Below are 14,865 nucleotides of genomic sequence, written 5' to 3'. Positions count from 1 at the left end.
GAAAGGGGAGCTGCATGGCGGCCATGAAGCCGAGGACCGGGGACGGGCCAATGGAGGCTGTGAAGGAGGGACGGCTCATCATCGTGCGGGTACCGCTCGAAGGTGGGGGACGTCTGGTCGTCTCCGTCAACGACGCGGAGGCCAAGGAGCTTCACGACGCTCTCGCGAGCGTCGTGAGCGCGTCCTGACGACGTACCCGACTGAACGAGATTACCCGAGTGGGGGCCCCGAGCGATCGGGGCCCCTTCCTCGTTGCAGCGGTCCTACGGGGTCAGCTTGGTGATCTGCAGCAGGCCGTCGCCGGCAGGGGAGAGCGCGCTGATCACCGCACCGGAGGCCGCCGTCTCGGTGATCAGGGTGCGGAACCCGGTCGACAGCGGGTCGCGCGCCGCGGGGTCGGCGACCCGGCCCCGCCACAGCGCGCGGGCGACCAGCACGGTCCCGCCCGGGCGCACCAGCCGGAGGCCGTGCTCGACGTACTCGATCACCGACTGCGGGTCGGCGTCGACGAAGACGATGTCGTAGGAGTTCTCGTTCATCCGGGGGAGGACGTCGAGCGCGTGCCCGGTGATGAGCCGGACCCGGTTGGCCGCGATGCCCGCCTCGGTGAAGAAGGTGCGGGCGTGCTGCTGGTGGTCCACCTCGGTGTCGATGCTGGTGAGCTGGGCCTCCGCGCCGCCGTGCAGCAGCCAGAGCCCCGAGACGCCGACGCCGGTGCCGATCTCGACGATGTTCTCCGCCTTGGTCGCGGCGACCACGACGGCCGCCTGCGCGCCCGTGCTCGGCGCGATCGGGTCGACGCCGAGCTCTAGGGACTGCTGCCGCGCGCGGGCGATCACCTCGCTCTCGACGATGACGTCGTCGGCGAATCTCCAGTTCGAGTCCTTGTCAGACACGTGTCTCCCGTCGGTGGCCTCGGTCCAGAATAGGCCCCGTCGATCCAGCATTCGTGCAGCCGCGCGCGATACTCTTCATGTGTGTTCGGCCTGACCTTCGAGAAGCTCCTCATCGTGGCTGTGATCGCCGCGTTCCTCATCGGGCCGGAACGGCTTCCGCTCTACGCGGGCAAGCTCCGGCAGTTCGTGCGCACGGTGCGCGACTTCGCCGACGGCGCCAAAGACCGCATGAAGGAGGAGATGGGGCCGGAGTTCGACGACGTCGACTGGAAGAAGCTCGACCCGCGCCAGTACGACCCGCGCCGTATCATCCGCGAGGCGCTGCTGGACGACGCGCCCGCGCCGTCCGCGATCAAGCCCGTGACGCCGTCGGCGTTCACCCAGCGGGCGAGCCTGGCGCCGGGGACGGTGCCGCCGTTCGATCCAGAAGCCACCTGACCAGAAGCGACCTGAGCAGCGGCGACCTGAGCGCTCGTACAGGATCCCGCGCGCGTCCCCGCCGCGCTGCGCCCCGATACGACTCTGCATCCCCTACGATGCGGGAATGATCGCAACGCAGCAGTCGCTGAGCCGGGCGACGGTCGCCCGTTACGCCGTCGGCTCGCTCGGCACCGGAGGCTTCGCGACGCTGCCGGGGCTGGTCCTGGTCTACTACCTCACCGACAGTCTGGGCGTCGCCGCCATCGCCGCCGGGCTCGTGGTCACCGTCGCCAAAGTGTGGGACGTGATCATCGACCCGGTGATCGGCGCGCGCAGCGACCGGATGCTGGCCGTGCGCGGGTCGCGGCGGCCGATGATGGTGCTGGGCGCCGTGGCGTTGCCGGTGTTCTTCCTGCTGACCTTCGCCGTCCCGGCCGGCACCCCCGCCGTGGCCGCGGCCGTGTGGGTGTTCGTGGCGTTCCTGCTGACCGCGACGGCGTTCAGCCTGTTCCAGGTGCCGTACATCGCCCTGCCGGCCGAGCTGGCGTCGGGCTACGACGAGCGCACCCGGCTGCTGACCTGGCGCGTCGTGGTGCTGACCTTCGCCATCCTCCTGTTCGGCGCCGGCGGCCCCGCGCTGCGTTCGCTCGGCGGCGGGAACGGCTTCGCCGGCTACTTCCTGATGGCGCTCGTGGCGGGGGTGGTCATCGGGGCCGGGATGCTGGTGTCGGCGGGCGTCGCGCCGCGGCAGCTTCCCGCCGAGGTCCTGCCGCCGCGGGAGGGCGTGCTGACCACGCTGCGGAGGAACTATGCGGCCGGGATCGGCGCCCTGCGCGACAGCCAGCCGTTCCGCGCCCTGCTGCTCACGTTCCTCCTGCAGGGCCTGGCGACCGGGATGATGCTGGCCGGTGCGAACTATGTGGCGACCTGGGTGCTGCACTCGGAGGACGCCGTGACCTTCCTGTTCATCGCGCTGATCGGCCCCGCGCTGGTCGTGACGCCGGTGTGGGGTGTCGTTGCGCGGCGGATCGGCAAGGAGCGCGGCTTCGCGGTGGCGAGCGTCCTGTTCGCGGCGGCGGCGCTGTCGATGGTGCTGCTGGTCTGGTTCCCGGGCGGGTGGGTGTACCTCCCGGTCGCGGTCGCCGGCGCCGCCTACGCGGGCATGCAGTCGCTGCCGATGGCGATGCTGCCCGACGTCATCTCCGACGACGCGCGCCGCAACGGTCCCGGCCGGGCCGGCACGTTCGGCGGGATGTGGACCGCGGGGGAGACCACGGGCATGGCGCTCGGCGCGACCGTGCTCACGATCGTGCTGGCGCTGACCGGGTACATCGCACGCTCGGCGTCCGGCGCCGCCGCGGCCGCAGGGGCCGCGACGCAGCCCGCGGAGGCCGTGGCCGGGATCGTGCTGAGCTTCAGCCTCCTCCCCGCGGCGATCATCGCGGCGAGCCTGGCTCCGCTGGCGCGGTACCGGCTGCGAAAGGGAGACGTCGATGGCGTCCTTTGACCGGAACGCCATCCTGAGCCGGCTGGCGGCGCTGCGGGCCGCGGACGCGCCGACGCACGGCGGCCGCGTGCTGAGCTATGTGTACGACTCCGGGATCGCGGAGCTCGACGAGCTCGCCGCGGCGGCGATGCGGATGGTGCAGCCGGTGAACGGCCTCGACCCGACCACCTTCACCTCCGTCGCCGTGATGGAGCGGGAAGTCCTCGGCTTCGCGCGCGAGCTGCTGCACGGCGGTGACGACGTGGTCGGCTCCGTCACCTCCGGCGGCACCGAGTCGTGCCTGCTCGCCGTGAAGACCGCGCGCGACCAGTGGCGGACGCGCGGCGGCTCCGGCGTGCCGCGCCTCGTCGCGCCGGCGACCGTGCACCCGGCGTTCCACAAGGCGGCGGAGTATTTCGGGCTCGAGCTGGACCTGGTGCCGGTCGATCCAGGGACCGGCCGCCTGGACGCGACGCGGCTGATCGAGCGGCTGGGGCCGGAGGTCGCGCTCGCGGTGGTCTCCGCGCCCTCGTACTCCTTTGGCACGCTCGACCCGGTCGAGGAGGTCGCGGCGGCGTGCGACGAGGCCGGGGTCGACCTCCACGTCGACGCCTGCATCGGCGGCTGGATCCTGCCGTTCTGGCGCGAGCCGGACGGGTCGGCGCTGCCGGCGTGGGACTTCCGCGTGGCCGGGGTCAGCAGCCTGTCGGCCGACCTCCACAAGTTCGGCTACGCGCCGAAGGGCGCCAGCGTGCTGCTGCAGCGCGGGCGCGACCGGCAGCGCCTGCAGTACTTCGCGACGACCGGATGGCCGGGCTACCCGGTGGTCAACCCGACACTGCTCGGCTCCAAGTCCGCCGGGGCGCTCGCGGCGTCGTGGGCGATCATCCAGGCGCTGGGCGCGCGCGGCTTCGCGTCGCTCGCGGAGGCGTGCCTGCGGGCCACGCGCACGTTCGCGGACATCGTGGGCGACATCGAGGGCCTCCGCGTGGTGGGCTCGCCGACCGGACCACTGCTCGCGGTCGCCACCGACGACGCCGTGCCGGAGGAGCGGAGGGTCGACCCGCATCACTGGGCCGACCGGGCGCGCCGACGCGGCTGGCACCTCCAGCTCCAACCCGGGCTGACGCAGCAGGACGGGACGCGCCTGCCGCGAACGACGCACCTGACCATCACCCCGGTCACCCGGGACCGCCTGGACGAGCTGGAGGCGGCGCTGCGGGCCTCCGCGGACGATGTGCGGGGTCTGCCGCCGGTGGACCCCGCCCCGACGCTGGCGGGGCTACCGCCGCTCGGTGACCGCCCGCTCGACTCGGACGCCGCCGCCGCGCTGCTGCGCGCCGTGGGGATCGCGGGCGACGCCCCCGGCCTCCCCGACGAGCAGGCGCCGCTGCTGGCCCTGATCGAGGCGCTGCCGCGCCCCGTCACCGAACGCCTCCTCGTCGAGCTCCTCGCCCGCCTCGTCGACCCCGCCTGACCGCCGTCGAGTGCCCCGCCGTCGAGTACGCGATAAATCCGCCGAAAACGGCCGAGTACGCGCATTATCGGCGTACTCGGCAGTTTGGGGCGGAGTTTGGGCGTACTCGGCGGTGTTCTAGCGGGTCGAGAGCGGGAGCTTGCGGCGGGGGAGGTCGCGGGGGCGCACGGCGAGGCCGGCGGCGACGGCGCGGATCGCGGCTGCGGCGGGATCCTGCGGGTCGGTGACCACGATGGGCGCGCCGGTGTCGCCTCCGGTGCGCAGCGGCACACTGAGCGGCACGCTGGCCAGCAGCGGCACCGGCTCCTCCTGGCCGGCCGACAGCCGCCGGGCGACCTCCGCGCCGCCGCCGGAGCCGAACAGCTCCAGGACGCTGCCGTCCGGCTGCACGAGGCCGGCCATGTTCTCGATGACGCCGACGATCCGCTGACCGGTCTGCCGCGCGACCACGCCGCTGCGCTCGGCGACGTCCGCCGCCGCCGGCTGCGGCGTGGTGATCACGAGCACCTCGGCCTGCGGCAGGAGCTGGCCGATCGAGATCGCGACGTCGCCGGTGCCGGGCGGGAGGTCGAGGAGCAGCACGTCCAGGTCGCCGAAGAACACGTCCCCGAGGAACTGCTGGATGGTGCGGTGCAGCATCGGCCCGCGCCAGGCGACCGCCGCCGAGGCGGAGTCCACGAACATCCCGATCGAGATGACCTTCACACCGTACGCGACCGGCGGCAGGATCATCTCGTCCACGCGCGTCGGCCGCACGGCAACGCCGTCCGCGTCGGTCAGCCCGAGCAGGCCGGGGATCGAGAAGCCGTGCACGTCCGCGTCCACGAGGCCGACCCGGAGGCCGCGCTCGGCCAGCGCCACGGCGAGGTTGGCGGTGACGGTGGACTTGCCCACCCCGCCCTTGCCGCTGGTGACGGCGTACACGCGGGTGAGCGAGTCGGGGCCGAACTGCTGAACGCGCGCCGCGCGTCCGCCGCGGAGCTTCTCGGTGAGGGCCGCGCGCTCGGTGGGCGTCATGACCGAGACGTCGACGGTCACGCCGCTGACGCCGGGGACGGAGGCCGCGGCCGCCCGCACATCGCGCTCGATCTTGTCGGCAGCCGGGCAGCCGACGATGGTGAGCTTGACGTGCACGGTCGCGTGCCCGGCGGCGTCGACCTCCACCCCGCCGATCATGTCCAGCTCGGTGACGGGCTTGCGGATCTCCGGATCGAGGACGCCGGAGAGGGCATGCTCGACCAGCTCTGCCACGCCCGGATCGGAAGGACCGGACTCAGGCACGCGCGCGTCCGTTCTCGGCGGCATCGCCCTTCTCCAGGTCCTCCAGGAGGGCGCGCAGCTCGGCGCGGATGAAGTCCTTGGTCGCCATGTCCCTGACCGCCAGGCGCAGCGCCACGACCTCGCGCGCCAGGTATTCGGTGTCGGCCAGGTTGCGCTCGGCGCGCTGCCGGTCCTGCTCGATCTGCACGCGGTCGCGGTCGTCCTGCCGGTTCTGCGCGAGCAGGATGAGCGGGGCGGCGTACGAGGCCTGCAGCGAGAGCACCAGGGTCAGCGCGATGAAGCCGAGCGCCGCCGAGTCGAACCGCCAGGCGGTCGGCAGGAGCGTGTTCCACAGCATCCAGGCCGCGACGAAGACGGTCAGGCCGAGAATGAACCACGGCGTGCCCATGGCGCGGGCGATCCACTCGGTGAACCGGCCGAACCGGTCGTTCTGCTCGAACGGGTTGCGGCGCGGGATCACCGACGTGCGGAGGCCCTTCGGGGCGTCCAGGCTCGCGTCCTGCCTAACTCGTGCCACTTCCGCCCCTCCTTCCGTTCACGATGCGGATACTGCCGGTCTGGTCGGACGGGGCCTTGACGGGCTCGTCCTCGTCCTGACTTCGCCAGTCGGCGGGGAGCAGGTAGTCCAGCACGTCGTCGATGGTCACCACGCCGACCAGCCGGTGCTTCTCGTCCACGACCGGGACGGAGACGAGGTTGTAGCTGGCGAGGATGCGGGAGACCTCGGCGGCGGAGGTGTCGGCGGTCACGGGCTCCAGGCTCGGGTCGAGCAGGGTGCCGAGCCGGACGTGCGGCGGGTAGCGCAGCATCCGCTGGAAGTGCACGACGCCGAGGAAGCGCCCGGTCGGCGCCTCGTACGGCGGCAGGGTCACGCAGACCGCCGCGCCGAGCGCCGGGGCGAGCTCGTGCCGGCGGATGAGGGCGAGGCCCTCTGCGACGGTGGCGTCGGCCGACACGATGATCGGCTCGGTCGTCATCAGGCCGCCGGCGGTGTCCGGCGCGTAGCTCAGCAGCATGCGCACGTCGTCGGCCTCCTCGGGCTCCATGAGCTCCAGGAGGTGCTCGCCGCGCTCGTCGGAGAGCTGGGCGATGAGGTCGGCGGCGTCGTCGGGCTGCATCTGGTCGAGCACGTCGGCGGCGCGGTCGTCGTCGAGCTGGGCCAGGATCTGCACCTGCTCGCTCTCCGGCATCTCCTCGAGCACGTCGGCGAGCCGGTCGTCGGGCAGCTCCTCGGCGACCTCCAGCATGCGCTGCTGCGGGAGGTCGAGCAGCGTGTTCGCCAGGTCGGCCGGCTTCAGCTCCGAGTAGGCCGCGATGAGCTGCTCGGCGGACTGCGCCTCGCCGCGGGCCTGCTTCTCGCGCACCTCGTTCCAGGCGACGAACGTGGTCTGGCCCTTGCCGAACGGGGACGCGCCCGACTTCGGGCGGCGCACGAAGAGCTGGCTCACGGCCCACTCGCCGGTCGGCGACTCCTGGATGGCGACGTCCTCGATCGTCGCCTCCCCGGTGCCGTCGGTGAAGACGACCTTGCGGCCGAGGAGCTCGGCGATGACCCGGACCTCCCCGCCGCGCTGCTCGAACCGGCGCACGTTGATGAGACCGTTGGTGATGATCTGGCCGGTGGAGATGCTGGTCACGCGACCGATCGACAGGAACACCCTGCGCTTGCCCGGGATCTCGACGATGAGCCCGACGACGCTGGGCGGATCGTCCTTGCGGTACACCACCAGGACGTCGCGGACCTTGCCGACCCGGTCGCCGACGGGGTCGAACACGCTGGTGCCGGCCAGACGGGCGACGAAGATTCGGGTGCTCACGTCTTATAACTTAAGCCCTTCCAGCCGCACGGACGGTGAGGATGGGAGAATGAAGGGATGACCAACCCCAGCCCGCTCAGCGGACGCAACCGGATGCTCTTCCCGACCATGCCCGGGGGAGAGGTCGTGGCCACCTACGAGACCTACGTCGACGCCCAGCAGGCGGTCGACGTGCTCGCCCGCGCCGACTTCCCGGTCGACAAGGTCTCCATCGTCGGGAGCGACCTCAAGAGCGTGGAGCGCGTGACCGGCAAGCTCACCTGGGGGCGCGTCGCGCTCGCCGGCGCGGCCTCCGGCGCCTGGCTCGGCATCTTCTTCGGCCTGCTGCTGCTCATCTTCTCGCCGACGGTCAGCTACGCGTTCGTGATCGCCGCGGTGCTGCTCGGCGCCGGCTTCGGCATGCTGTTCGGCATCGTGTCGTACGCGATCAACCGGCGCCGCCGCGACTACACGTCGGTCATGCAGGTGATCGCCACCAGCTACTCGGTGCTGGTGGACTCCGACCTGATCAACCGGGCGCGCAACCTGCTCGGCCGCGGCGGCGTCGCCGACGCGCGGCCGGCCCCGGGCGGCTGGGCTCAGCCCGCACACCCGTCCGACCCGCCGCCCGCGCCCGCGGCGCAGCCGGTGCAGCCGGAGCCTCCTGTGCAGCCCGAGGCTCCTGTACAGCCCGAGCCTCCCGCGGACGAGCAGCGCCCGCCCGCGCCGCGCGCCTGACCGAGCGTGGGGGTCAGCGGGCGCTGAGGCGGCGGACCCAGGCCTCCACGTCGTCGGCCGTGCGGGGGAGGGCGATCGACAGGTTCTCGGCGCCGTCCGCCGTCACGAGGATGTTGTCCTCGATGCGCACCCCGATGCCGCGGAAGCGCTCCGGGACGGTGAGGTCGTCGGGCTGGAAGTACAGCCCCGGCTCGATCGTGAAGGTCATGCCCGGCTCCAGCACGCCGTCGAGGTAGAGGTCGCGACGCGCCTGCGCGCAGTCGTGCACGTCCAGCCCGAGGTGGTGGCTGGTGCCGTGCACCATGTACCGGCGGTGCTGCTGGTTGTCGGCCTGCAGCGCCTCCTCGGCGGACACCGGCAGCAGCCCCCATTCGGCGGTGCGCCGGGCGATGACGGCCATCGCGGCCGCGTGGATCTCGCGGAAGCGGATGCCGGGGCGCACGATCGCGAAGGCGGCGTCCGCGGCCTCCCGCACGGTCTCGTAGACCAGGCGCTGGGTCTCGGTGAAGGTGCCGTCGATCGGGAGGGTGCGCGTGATGTCGGCGGTGTAGAGGCTGTCGACCTCCACGCCGGCGTCGATCAGGATCAGGTCGCCCGGCACCACGGGGCCGTCGTTGCGGGTCCAGTGCAGGATGCAGGCGTGCGGGCCGCTGGCGGCGATGGTGTCGTAGCCGACGGCGTTGCCGTCGAGGCGCGCCCGCGCGTTGAAGACGCCCTCCACGATCCGCTCGCCGCGCGGGTGCTCGACGATCCGGGCGAGGTCGGCGATCACGTCGTCGAAGCCGGCCGCGGTGGCGGCGATGGCGCTGCGCAGCTCGGCGAGCTCGTAGACGTCCTTGACCAGGCGCAGCTCGGAGAGGTCACGGGCGAGGCGGTCGTCGGCGTCGTGGTCCTCCGGGTCGAAGGCGGCGTCGCCGACCTCGGCTCCGGCCTCGGCCGCGAGCACCAGGCGGCCGGCGTCGACCCGGTCGGTCAGCTCGGGGTCGGCCTCGCGCAGCACCAGGGTGGAGGCGTCGACCGCGTCGAGCACAGCCTCCACGTCGGCGATGCCGCGGGTCGGGAGGTCGAGGTCGCTGGCGACCTGTGCGAGCGACGGGCGCGGCCCGATCCAGAACTCGCCGATCTCCGGGTTCGCGTAGAACTCGTCCGAGTCGCGGCCGGCGCGCTCGCGGAAGTAGAGGGTGGCGACGTGCCCGCCGTCGTGCGGCTCCAGTACGAGGACGCTGCCGGGCTCGGCGTCGGAGCCCCAGCCGGTCAGGTGCGTGAACGCGGAGTGCGCGCGGAACGGGTAATCGGTGTCGTTGGAGCGCTGCTTGAGGCGGCCGGCCGGGATGATCAGCCGCTGCCCGGGGAAGAGCTCGGACACGCGGGCGCGGCGAGCGGCGGCGTAGGACGCCTGCGGGCGGGCGCCGGGGAGGATCTCCGGACGCTCGGCCCAGTTGCTGCCGATGTACTCGCGGAAGTTCTCCGATCCCGGGGTGGTGGAGCGGTTGGCCGTGGCGCGCGGCGCCGCCTCGCGGTCGGCGGCGGGCGCTGTGGTGTTCTCGGACGACATGCCGACCATTCTTCCACTCCTAGGATGGTGGGCATGGCTGATGAGCGACGGTTCCGCGGTCCCGTCGACCTCCACACGCACTCCAGCGTGTCGGACGGCACGGAGACCCCCGCCGAGCTGGTGCGCGCCGCAGCGGTCGCCGGGCTCGGCACCGTCGCCCTCACCGACCACGACTCGACGGCCGGCTGGGCGTCCGCCGCCGCCGCCGGCGCCGAGGTCGGCGTCACCGTCATCCCCGGCATGGAGCTCTCCACGCGCATCGAGTTCGCCAGCGTCCACATGCTCGGCTACCTCTTCGACCCGGCGAACGAGGCGCTCATGGCGGAGACGCGCCGCATCCGCGAAGGCCGCATGCGGCGGGCGGAGGACATGGTGCGCCGCATCGCAGAGGACTACGAGATCACCTGGGCCGACGTGCTCGCCCAGGCGACCGAGGGCGCGACGGTCGGCCGTCCGCACATCGCCGACGCGCTCGTCGCGCGCGGCCTCGCCGCCGACCGCAGCGCCGCCTTCGCCGGCATCCTGCACTGGCGCAGCGGCTACTTCCAGCCGCACTACGCCCCGGACCCGGCGACCGGCATCCGGCTCATCCGGGGAGCAGGCGGAGTGCCCGTGCTGGCGCACCCGGCGACCAGCAGCCGCGGCGTCATCCCCGAGGACCGGCTGCGCCGGCTCGTCGACGCCGGCCTGTTCGGGTTCGAGCTCGACCACCGCGAGAACCGCCCGGAGGGCGTGGCCGTGCTGCGCGGCTACGCGGCCAAGTACGGCCTCCGGATCACCGGCTCCAGCGACTACCACGGCGCGGGCAAGCCCAACCGGCTGGGGGAGAACACCACCGATCCGGCCGTCCTGGACGCGATGATCGAAGAAGCGACAGGCGCGGCGCCTTTCTACGGATGAGCGCGACCACCCGTTAGCCTGGTCCGCGGGGATCAGGAAGCGAGGTACGGGTGTCTCGGCGGTTCTGGACGTCTTCTGTCGCAGTAGCGGCGCTCATCGGCGCCCTCACACTGGCGGGAGGCGCGGCTCCCGCGAGCGCCGACACCTACCCCTCCTGGAACGACGTGCAGGCGGCCAAGGCCAATGCCGCTGCGGCCCAGGCGGAGGTCGACCGCATCAACGGCCTGCTCGCGTCGCTGCAGAGCGCGGCCAACGCCGCGGGCGACCTGGCGGTGAAGCGCCTCGGTGAGTACGGCCAGGCGGAGGCCGCCCTCAAGGCGGCAACGGCCAAGGCGCAGGACATCGGCCAGCAGGCCCAGGCGGCCGCGGCCCGCGCGGACGAACTGCGGGCGGAGAGCGGCAAGTTCGCGGCCCAGCTCACCCGGTCCGGGACCTCGGACGTGTCGATCCGGCTGTTCCTCGGCGGCGCGGGCGCTCCCGGCGGGACGGCGGCGGCGACCACCGGCACGCAGCCGTCGCTGCTGTACCAGCTCGGCGCGGTCTCCAAGCTCGCCGACCAGGCCTCCAGCCTGTTCGCCCAGGCCGCTGCGCAGAAGAACACCGCCGCCGCGCTGAGCGCGCAGGCCGACGCGGCGCAGAAGATCCGCGACCAGCTCGACAAGGACGCCCAGAAGGCGCTGCAGGTGGCGACCGCGGCCAAGGCGGCGGCGGACGCGCAGCTCGCCGACCAGAAGCAGCATGCCACCACGCTGTACGCGCAGCTCGCGTCCCTCCAGAGCACCGCGACCACGGTCGAGCAGCAGTACGCCGCGGGCCAGGCGGCCGCCGCGGCTGCGGCGCAGGCCGCGGCAGCTGCGGCTGCGCGGCAGGCGGCGAACAGCGGCGGCAGCGCGGACGGTGTCGCGCCCCCGCCCGGGATGAACGTCGACCCGGCTGCGGCGCAGGCCTACGCGTCGAGCCGGCTCTCCGCCTTCGGCTGGGGTCAGGACCAGATGGGCTGCCTGGTCTCGCTGTGGAACCACGAGTCCGGCTGGCGCGCGGACGCCTACAACACGTCCAGCGGCGCTTACGGCATCCCGCAGTCGCTCCCGGGCAGCAAGATGGCAACGGCCGGCTCGGACTGGATGACGAACCAGAACACCCAGGTCAACTGGGGCCTCGACTACATCAACCGTTCCTACGGCTCGCCCTGCGCGGCGTGGAACTTCGAGATGAGCCACGACCCGAACTGGTACTGACCCTCCAACTGACAGAACACGCCGCCTGCCGAGTTCGGCAGGCGGCGTGTTCTGTCAGGTCGGTGTGCTCAGCTCGCGGGCGTGGCGGGGGAGCTGCCGCGCGAACGGCGGCGACGCCGGCGCGGGGCGCTGTTGCCGTCGCGGTGCTGCGAGCCGCCGCCGTCGTGCGTGCCGGCAGCGGGGGACTTCTCCTCAGCGTTGCTCGCGGGTGCGGCGGCGTCGGCGGAGCCGGTGCCCTGGGCAGTCGCGTTCTGGGCGGTCGCGCCCTGGGCGCTGTGGCCGGCGCCTCCCGTGCGGGTGCGGCGGCGGTTGCGCGAGCGGCCCTCGCCCTGCGCGCCGGGGCCGGTGGAGTCGCGGCGCGCGCCGTCCTGGGTCTCCGGGGCCTTGACGGCCGGGGTCGCCTTCAGCCGGCCCTTCGCACCCTCCGGGATGTCGAGGTCGCTGTAGAGGTGCGGCGACGACGAGTAGGTCTCGGTGGGCTCGGGCTGGCCGAACTCCAGTGCGCGGTTGATGAGGGCCCACTTGTGCAGGTCCTCCCAGTCCACGAACGTGACGGCGATACCGGTCTTGCCCGCGCGGCCGGTGCGGCCGGCGCGGTGCAGGTAGGTCTTCTCGTCGTCCGGGATGGTGTGGTTGATGACGTGGGTGACATCGTCCACGTCGATGCCGCGCGCGGCGACGTCGGTCGCGATCAGCACATCCTTCTTGCCGGCCTTGAAGGCGGCCATCGCGCGCTCGCGCTGCTCCTGGTTGAGGTCGCCGTGCACGGCGGCGGTGTTGAATCCGCGGTCGCCGAGCTCCTCGACCAGCTTGGCCGCCGCACGCTTGGTGCGGGTGAAGATGACGGTCTTGCCGCGGCCCTCGGCCTGGAGGATGCGGGCGACGACCTCGTCCTTGTCGAGCGAGTGCGCCCGGTAGATGAGGTGCTTGATGTTCGCCTGGATCTGGCCCTCGTCGGGGTCGCTGGCGCGGATGTGGATCGGCCGGGTCATGAAGCGGCGCGCGAGCGCGACGATCGGGCCAGGCATGGTCGCCGAGAACAGCATCGTGTGACGCGTTGCCGGGGTCTGCGCGAACAGCTTCTCGATGTCGGAGAGGAAGCCGAGGTCGAGCATCTTGTCGGCCTCGTCCAGCACCATCTCCCGCACGTTCGAGAGGTTCAGGAGGCGCTGGCCGGCGAGGTCGAGCAGACGTCCGGGCGTGCCGACGACGATCTGCGCGCCGGCCTTGAGCTGGGCGATCTGGCCTTCGTAGGCCTTGCCGCCGTAGATCGCGGTGACCGCGGTGGCGCGGTTGGAGGCGGCCTGCTCCAGGTCTTCGAAGACCTGGACGGCGAGCTCGCGGGTGGGGACGACGACGAGGGCCTGGACGCCCGGCTCCGGGTCGAGCCCGAGGCGCTGGATGATCGGGAGGCCGAAGCCGAAGGTCTTGCCGGTGCCCGTCTTGGCCTGGCCGATGATGTCCTGGCCGGCGAGGGCGAGCGGGATGGTCTGGGACTGGATGGGGAACGGCTCGATGATGCCCTTGGAGGCGAGGGCGTCCACCATGTCCTGGTCGATGTTGAGTTCTGAGAAAGTCACGTAAAGGGTGCCTGTCGGTTCGAAAAGTGAGTTCCACGCCCTGTTCTCGTCGCAGGCGCAGGGCCGTCGATCCTGCGCCGACGGCACCACAAGCTTACCGGACCTCCCCGTTACACTGCTGTACGTGTCAACGTGGTTCACCAGACGCCGGCCAGCGGTCGAGCTGCCCCGCCTCCGCTCCCGCACGCCTCAGGCGACGGTCCGGGTCGATCTGCACGAGGTGATGCCCGATCTGCTGCCCTACCTGGGGCAGGCGGCCTACCTGCAGCTCGAGCAGTTCCAGACGCTGTCGCGGGTGGCCGCCGACACCGAGGCGCTCACGGCCAAGGAGGTCGTCTCCGGCGCTGCGGGGCTGGCGCTCTCCAAGCACCAGGGCATCGTGGCGGAGATCCGCCGGCGCGGCGACGACCCGGCGGAGGTGATGCGGCCGTTCGCCGAGGAGATCGAGGGCTTCCGTGCACTGCTGGTGGGTTCCGACTGGCGGGAGACGCTGCTGGCCGCGCTGATGACCGGCGGGCTGCTGGACGACTTCTTCATCCGGGTCGCGGGCGGGCTGCCCGGCGACGTCGGTCCGCGCATCGCGCAGCTGCTGGGCTCCGACTCCGGTCAGGAGGGTCTGCTGGAGGTTCTGCGCCGCGAGATCGCCGCCGACCCGCAGCTCGGTTCGCGGCTGGCGATGTGGGGGCGGCGGCTGGTCGGCGACACGCTGCTCGTGGCGCGCTCGGCGCTCCACCTGTCGGGGAACCGCGTGGCCGACGAGGAGCGCATCGAGCCGATCTTCACCGAGCTGATCGCGGCGCACACGCGCCGGATGGACGCGCTGGGGCTCACCGCCTGAATCAGGCCGGCCGGGTCGGCCGGGTCAGCGGGCGACGGCGCCGCGGGTGAGGGTGTGCAGCAGCTTCTCGTCGTGGGCGGTGCGCACGCGGCCGATGACCAGGTCGGCCACGATCACGACGACACCCGTTCCCACGAGCGTGATCCACCAGATCCAGCCGCCGTTCCACTTCAGGCCCGCCCAGGTGAGGGCGACCCACAGGACGCACGCCACGCTCACGCCGAGCGCCGGCATGAGGACGGAGCCGTGCGTGTGACGGTTGGGCAGCAGGTACCGCGCGCCGAGGCCGAGGATGGCGCCGGCGAGCGCGACGAAGAGCAGTTCCACGGTCGCGAATCTAGCCGACGAAGCCGATGCGGCGCGACTCCTCGGTGCCGAGCTCGACGTAGCCGATGCCGGCGGTCGGGACGATGTAGACGCGGCCCTTGTCGTCCGCGAGCTTGAGGATGCCCGTGCCGCTGGTGAGGCTGGCCTGGATCTGCTCGGTGAGCTCCTCGGCCGACTGGGCCGACTCGAAGCTGAGCTCGCGGGGGGCGTTGACGATTCCGATGCGGATCTCCACGGGGTAATGCCTTTCGAATCAGCCGGCGGTTGCGAGTTCAGACTACGGCACGCGGCTCGCGGGCTCGGATCGCGTTCTCTGTCGGCGGACGCCGTTAC

At 72.4% G+C, this 14,865-nt stretch carries 16 protein-coding genes; 8 read left to right on the top strand and 8 right to left on the bottom strand.

Annotated features, from left to right (window positions below):
- Positions 1–14: 14 nt before the first annotated feature.
- Entirely contained in the window at positions 15–188 is a 174-nt protein-coding gene (locus ABIA36_RS00975; RefSeq protein ID WP_021764147.1) for a DUF3117 domain-containing protein, read from the top strand.
- A gap of 75 nt (positions 189–263) precedes the next feature.
- On the opposite strand, the gene ABIA36_RS00970 is transcribed toward ABIA36_RS00975, so the two are convergent.
- Positions 264–896 (bottom strand): O-methyltransferase, encoded by a 633-nt coding sequence (locus ABIA36_RS00970; RefSeq protein ID WP_369960342.1) that lies wholly within the window; start codon positions 894–896, stop codon positions 264–266.
- An 81-nt stretch (positions 897–977) separates the two neighbouring features.
- Here ABIA36_RS00970 and ABIA36_RS00965 point away from each other — a divergent pair, with 81 nt between their 5' ends.
- From ABIA36_RS00965 to ABIA36_RS00955, 3 genes are all read left to right on the top strand, one after another.
- Entirely contained in the window at positions 978–1,334 is a 357-nt protein-coding gene (locus ABIA36_RS00965; RefSeq protein ID WP_369960341.1) for a Sec-independent protein translocase TatB, read from the top strand.
- A gap of 106 nt (positions 1,335–1,440) precedes the next feature.
- Entirely contained in the window at positions 1,441–2,823 is a 1,383-nt protein-coding gene (locus ABIA36_RS00960; RefSeq protein ID WP_369960339.1) for an MFS transporter, read from the top strand.
- Positions 2,810–4,279: an aspartate aminotransferase family protein gene (locus ABIA36_RS00955; RefSeq protein ID WP_369960337.1), complete on the top strand. Its 1,470-nt coding sequence runs from the start codon at positions 2,810–2,812 to the stop codon at positions 4,277–4,279. The genes ABIA36_RS00960 and ABIA36_RS00955 overlap by 14 nt, the downstream gene beginning before the upstream one ends.
- 117 nt (positions 4,280–4,396) lie before the next feature.
- Here the strand turns inward: ABIA36_RS00955 and ABIA36_RS00950 are convergent, their stop codons facing one another.
- The 3 genes from ABIA36_RS00950 to ABIA36_RS00940 are packed head-to-tail and all read right to left on the bottom strand — an operon-like array spanning position 4,397 to position 7,377.
- Entirely contained in the window at positions 4,397–5,584 is a 1,188-nt protein-coding gene (locus tag ABIA36_RS00950; RefSeq protein ID WP_369960335.1) for an Mrp/NBP35 family ATP-binding protein, read from the bottom strand.
- Positions 5,553–6,077: a DUF1003 domain-containing protein gene (locus ABIA36_RS00945; RefSeq protein ID WP_369960333.1), complete on the bottom strand. Its 525-nt coding sequence runs from the start codon at positions 6,075–6,077 to the stop codon at positions 5,553–5,555. The genes ABIA36_RS00950 and ABIA36_RS00945 overlap by 32 nt, the downstream gene beginning before the upstream one ends.
- Positions 6,064–7,377, bottom strand: coding sequence for a magnesium transporter MgtE N-terminal domain-containing protein (locus ABIA36_RS00940; RefSeq protein ID WP_369960331.1), 1,314 nt, complete (start codon positions 7,375–7,377; stop codon positions 6,064–6,066). Before ABIA36_RS00940 ends, ABIA36_RS00945 begins: the two co-directional genes overlap by 14 nt.
- A gap of 57 nt (positions 7,378–7,434) precedes the next feature.
- Between ABIA36_RS00940 and ABIA36_RS00935 the strand changes: the two genes are divergently transcribed.
- A complete protein-coding gene (locus ABIA36_RS00935) occupies positions 7,435–8,094 on the top strand; it encodes a general stress protein (protein WP_369960328.1) in 660 nt (219 codons plus the stop codon).
- A 13-nt stretch (positions 8,095–8,107) separates the two neighbouring features.
- On the opposite strand, the gene ABIA36_RS00930 is transcribed toward ABIA36_RS00935, so the two are convergent.
- A complete protein-coding gene (locus ABIA36_RS00930; RefSeq protein ID WP_369960326.1) occupies positions 8,108–9,649 on the bottom strand; it encodes an aminopeptidase P family protein in 1,542 nt (513 codons plus the stop codon).
- A gap of 33 nt (positions 9,650–9,682) precedes the next feature.
- Here ABIA36_RS00930 and ABIA36_RS00925 point away from each other — a divergent pair, with 33 nt between their 5' ends.
- A complete protein-coding gene (locus ABIA36_RS00925) occupies positions 9,683–10,549 on the top strand; it encodes a PHP domain-containing protein (RefSeq protein WP_369960324.1) in 867 nt (288 codons plus the stop codon).
- Positions 10,550–10,599: 50 nt separating this feature from the next.
- Positions 10,600–11,787, top strand: a complete 1,188-nt coding sequence (locus ABIA36_RS00920) for a hypothetical protein (RefSeq protein WP_369960322.1) — start codon at positions 10,600–10,602, stop codon at positions 11,785–11,787.
- 68 nt (positions 11,788–11,855) lie between these two features.
- Here ABIA36_RS00920 and ABIA36_RS00915 read toward each other — a convergent pair whose 3' ends face one another.
- Complete coding sequence (locus ABIA36_RS00915; RefSeq protein ID WP_369960320.1) at positions 11,856–13,367, bottom strand: DEAD/DEAH box helicase; 1,512 nt, start codon at positions 13,365–13,367, stop codon at positions 11,856–11,858.
- A 124-nt stretch (positions 13,368–13,491) separates the two neighbouring features.
- On the opposite strand from ABIA36_RS00915, the gene ABIA36_RS00910 reads away from it, so the two are divergent.
- Positions 13,492–14,205: a ferritin-like fold-containing protein gene (locus ABIA36_RS00910; protein WP_369960318.1), complete on the top strand. Its 714-nt coding sequence runs from the start codon at positions 13,492–13,494 to the stop codon at positions 14,203–14,205.
- A gap of 24 nt (positions 14,206–14,229) precedes the next feature.
- On the opposite strand, the gene ABIA36_RS00905 is transcribed toward ABIA36_RS00910, so the two are convergent.
- Positions 14,230–14,532, bottom strand: coding sequence for a hypothetical protein (locus tag ABIA36_RS00905; protein WP_369960316.1), 303 nt, complete (start codon positions 14,530–14,532; stop codon positions 14,230–14,232).
- A gap of 10 nt (positions 14,533–14,542) precedes the next feature.
- A complete protein-coding gene (locus ABIA36_RS00900; protein ID WP_369960314.1) occupies positions 14,543–14,767 on the bottom strand; it encodes a DUF3107 domain-containing protein in 225 nt (74 codons plus the stop codon).
- Positions 14,768–14,865: the final 98 nt, after the last annotated feature.

It is taken from the genome of Leifsonia sp. EB34 (assembly GCF_041260585.1).
GTDB lineage: Bacteria > Actinomycetota > Actinomycetes > Actinomycetales > Microbacteriaceae > Leifsonia.
The sequence above is the reverse complement of the archived record's forward strand: the minus strand, read 5'-3'. Positions and strand labels throughout refer to the sequence as shown.

Bases quoted from the DNA above. Each gene is read 5' to 3' on its own strand.
- ABIA36_RS00925 (WP_369960324.1), top strand. From the start codon at position 9,683: ATGGCTGATGAGCGACGGTTCCGCGGTCCCGTCGACCTCCACACGCAC.
- ABIA36_RS00955 (WP_369960337.1), top strand. From the start codon at position 2,810: ATGGCGTCCTTTGACCGGAACGCCATCCTGAGCCGGCTGGCGGCGCTG.
- ABIA36_RS00950 (WP_369960335.1), bottom strand. From the start codon at position 5,584: ATGCCGCCGAGAACGGACGCGCGCGTGCCTGAGTCCGGTCCTTCCGAT.
- ABIA36_RS00960 (WP_369960339.1), top strand. From the start codon at position 1,441: ATGATCGCAACGCAGCAGTCGCTGAGCCGGGCGACGGTCGCCCGTTAC.
- ABIA36_RS00975 (WP_021764147.1), top strand. From the start codon at position 15: ATGGCGGCCATGAAGCCGAGGACCGGGGACGGGCCAATGGAGGCTGTG.
- ABIA36_RS00930 (WP_369960326.1), bottom strand. From the start codon at position 9,649: ATGTCGTCCGAGAACACCACAGCGCCCGCCGCCGACCGCGAGGCGGCG.
- ABIA36_RS00935 (WP_369960328.1), top strand. From the start codon at position 7,435: ATGACCAACCCCAGCCCGCTCAGCGGACGCAACCGGATGCTCTTCCCG.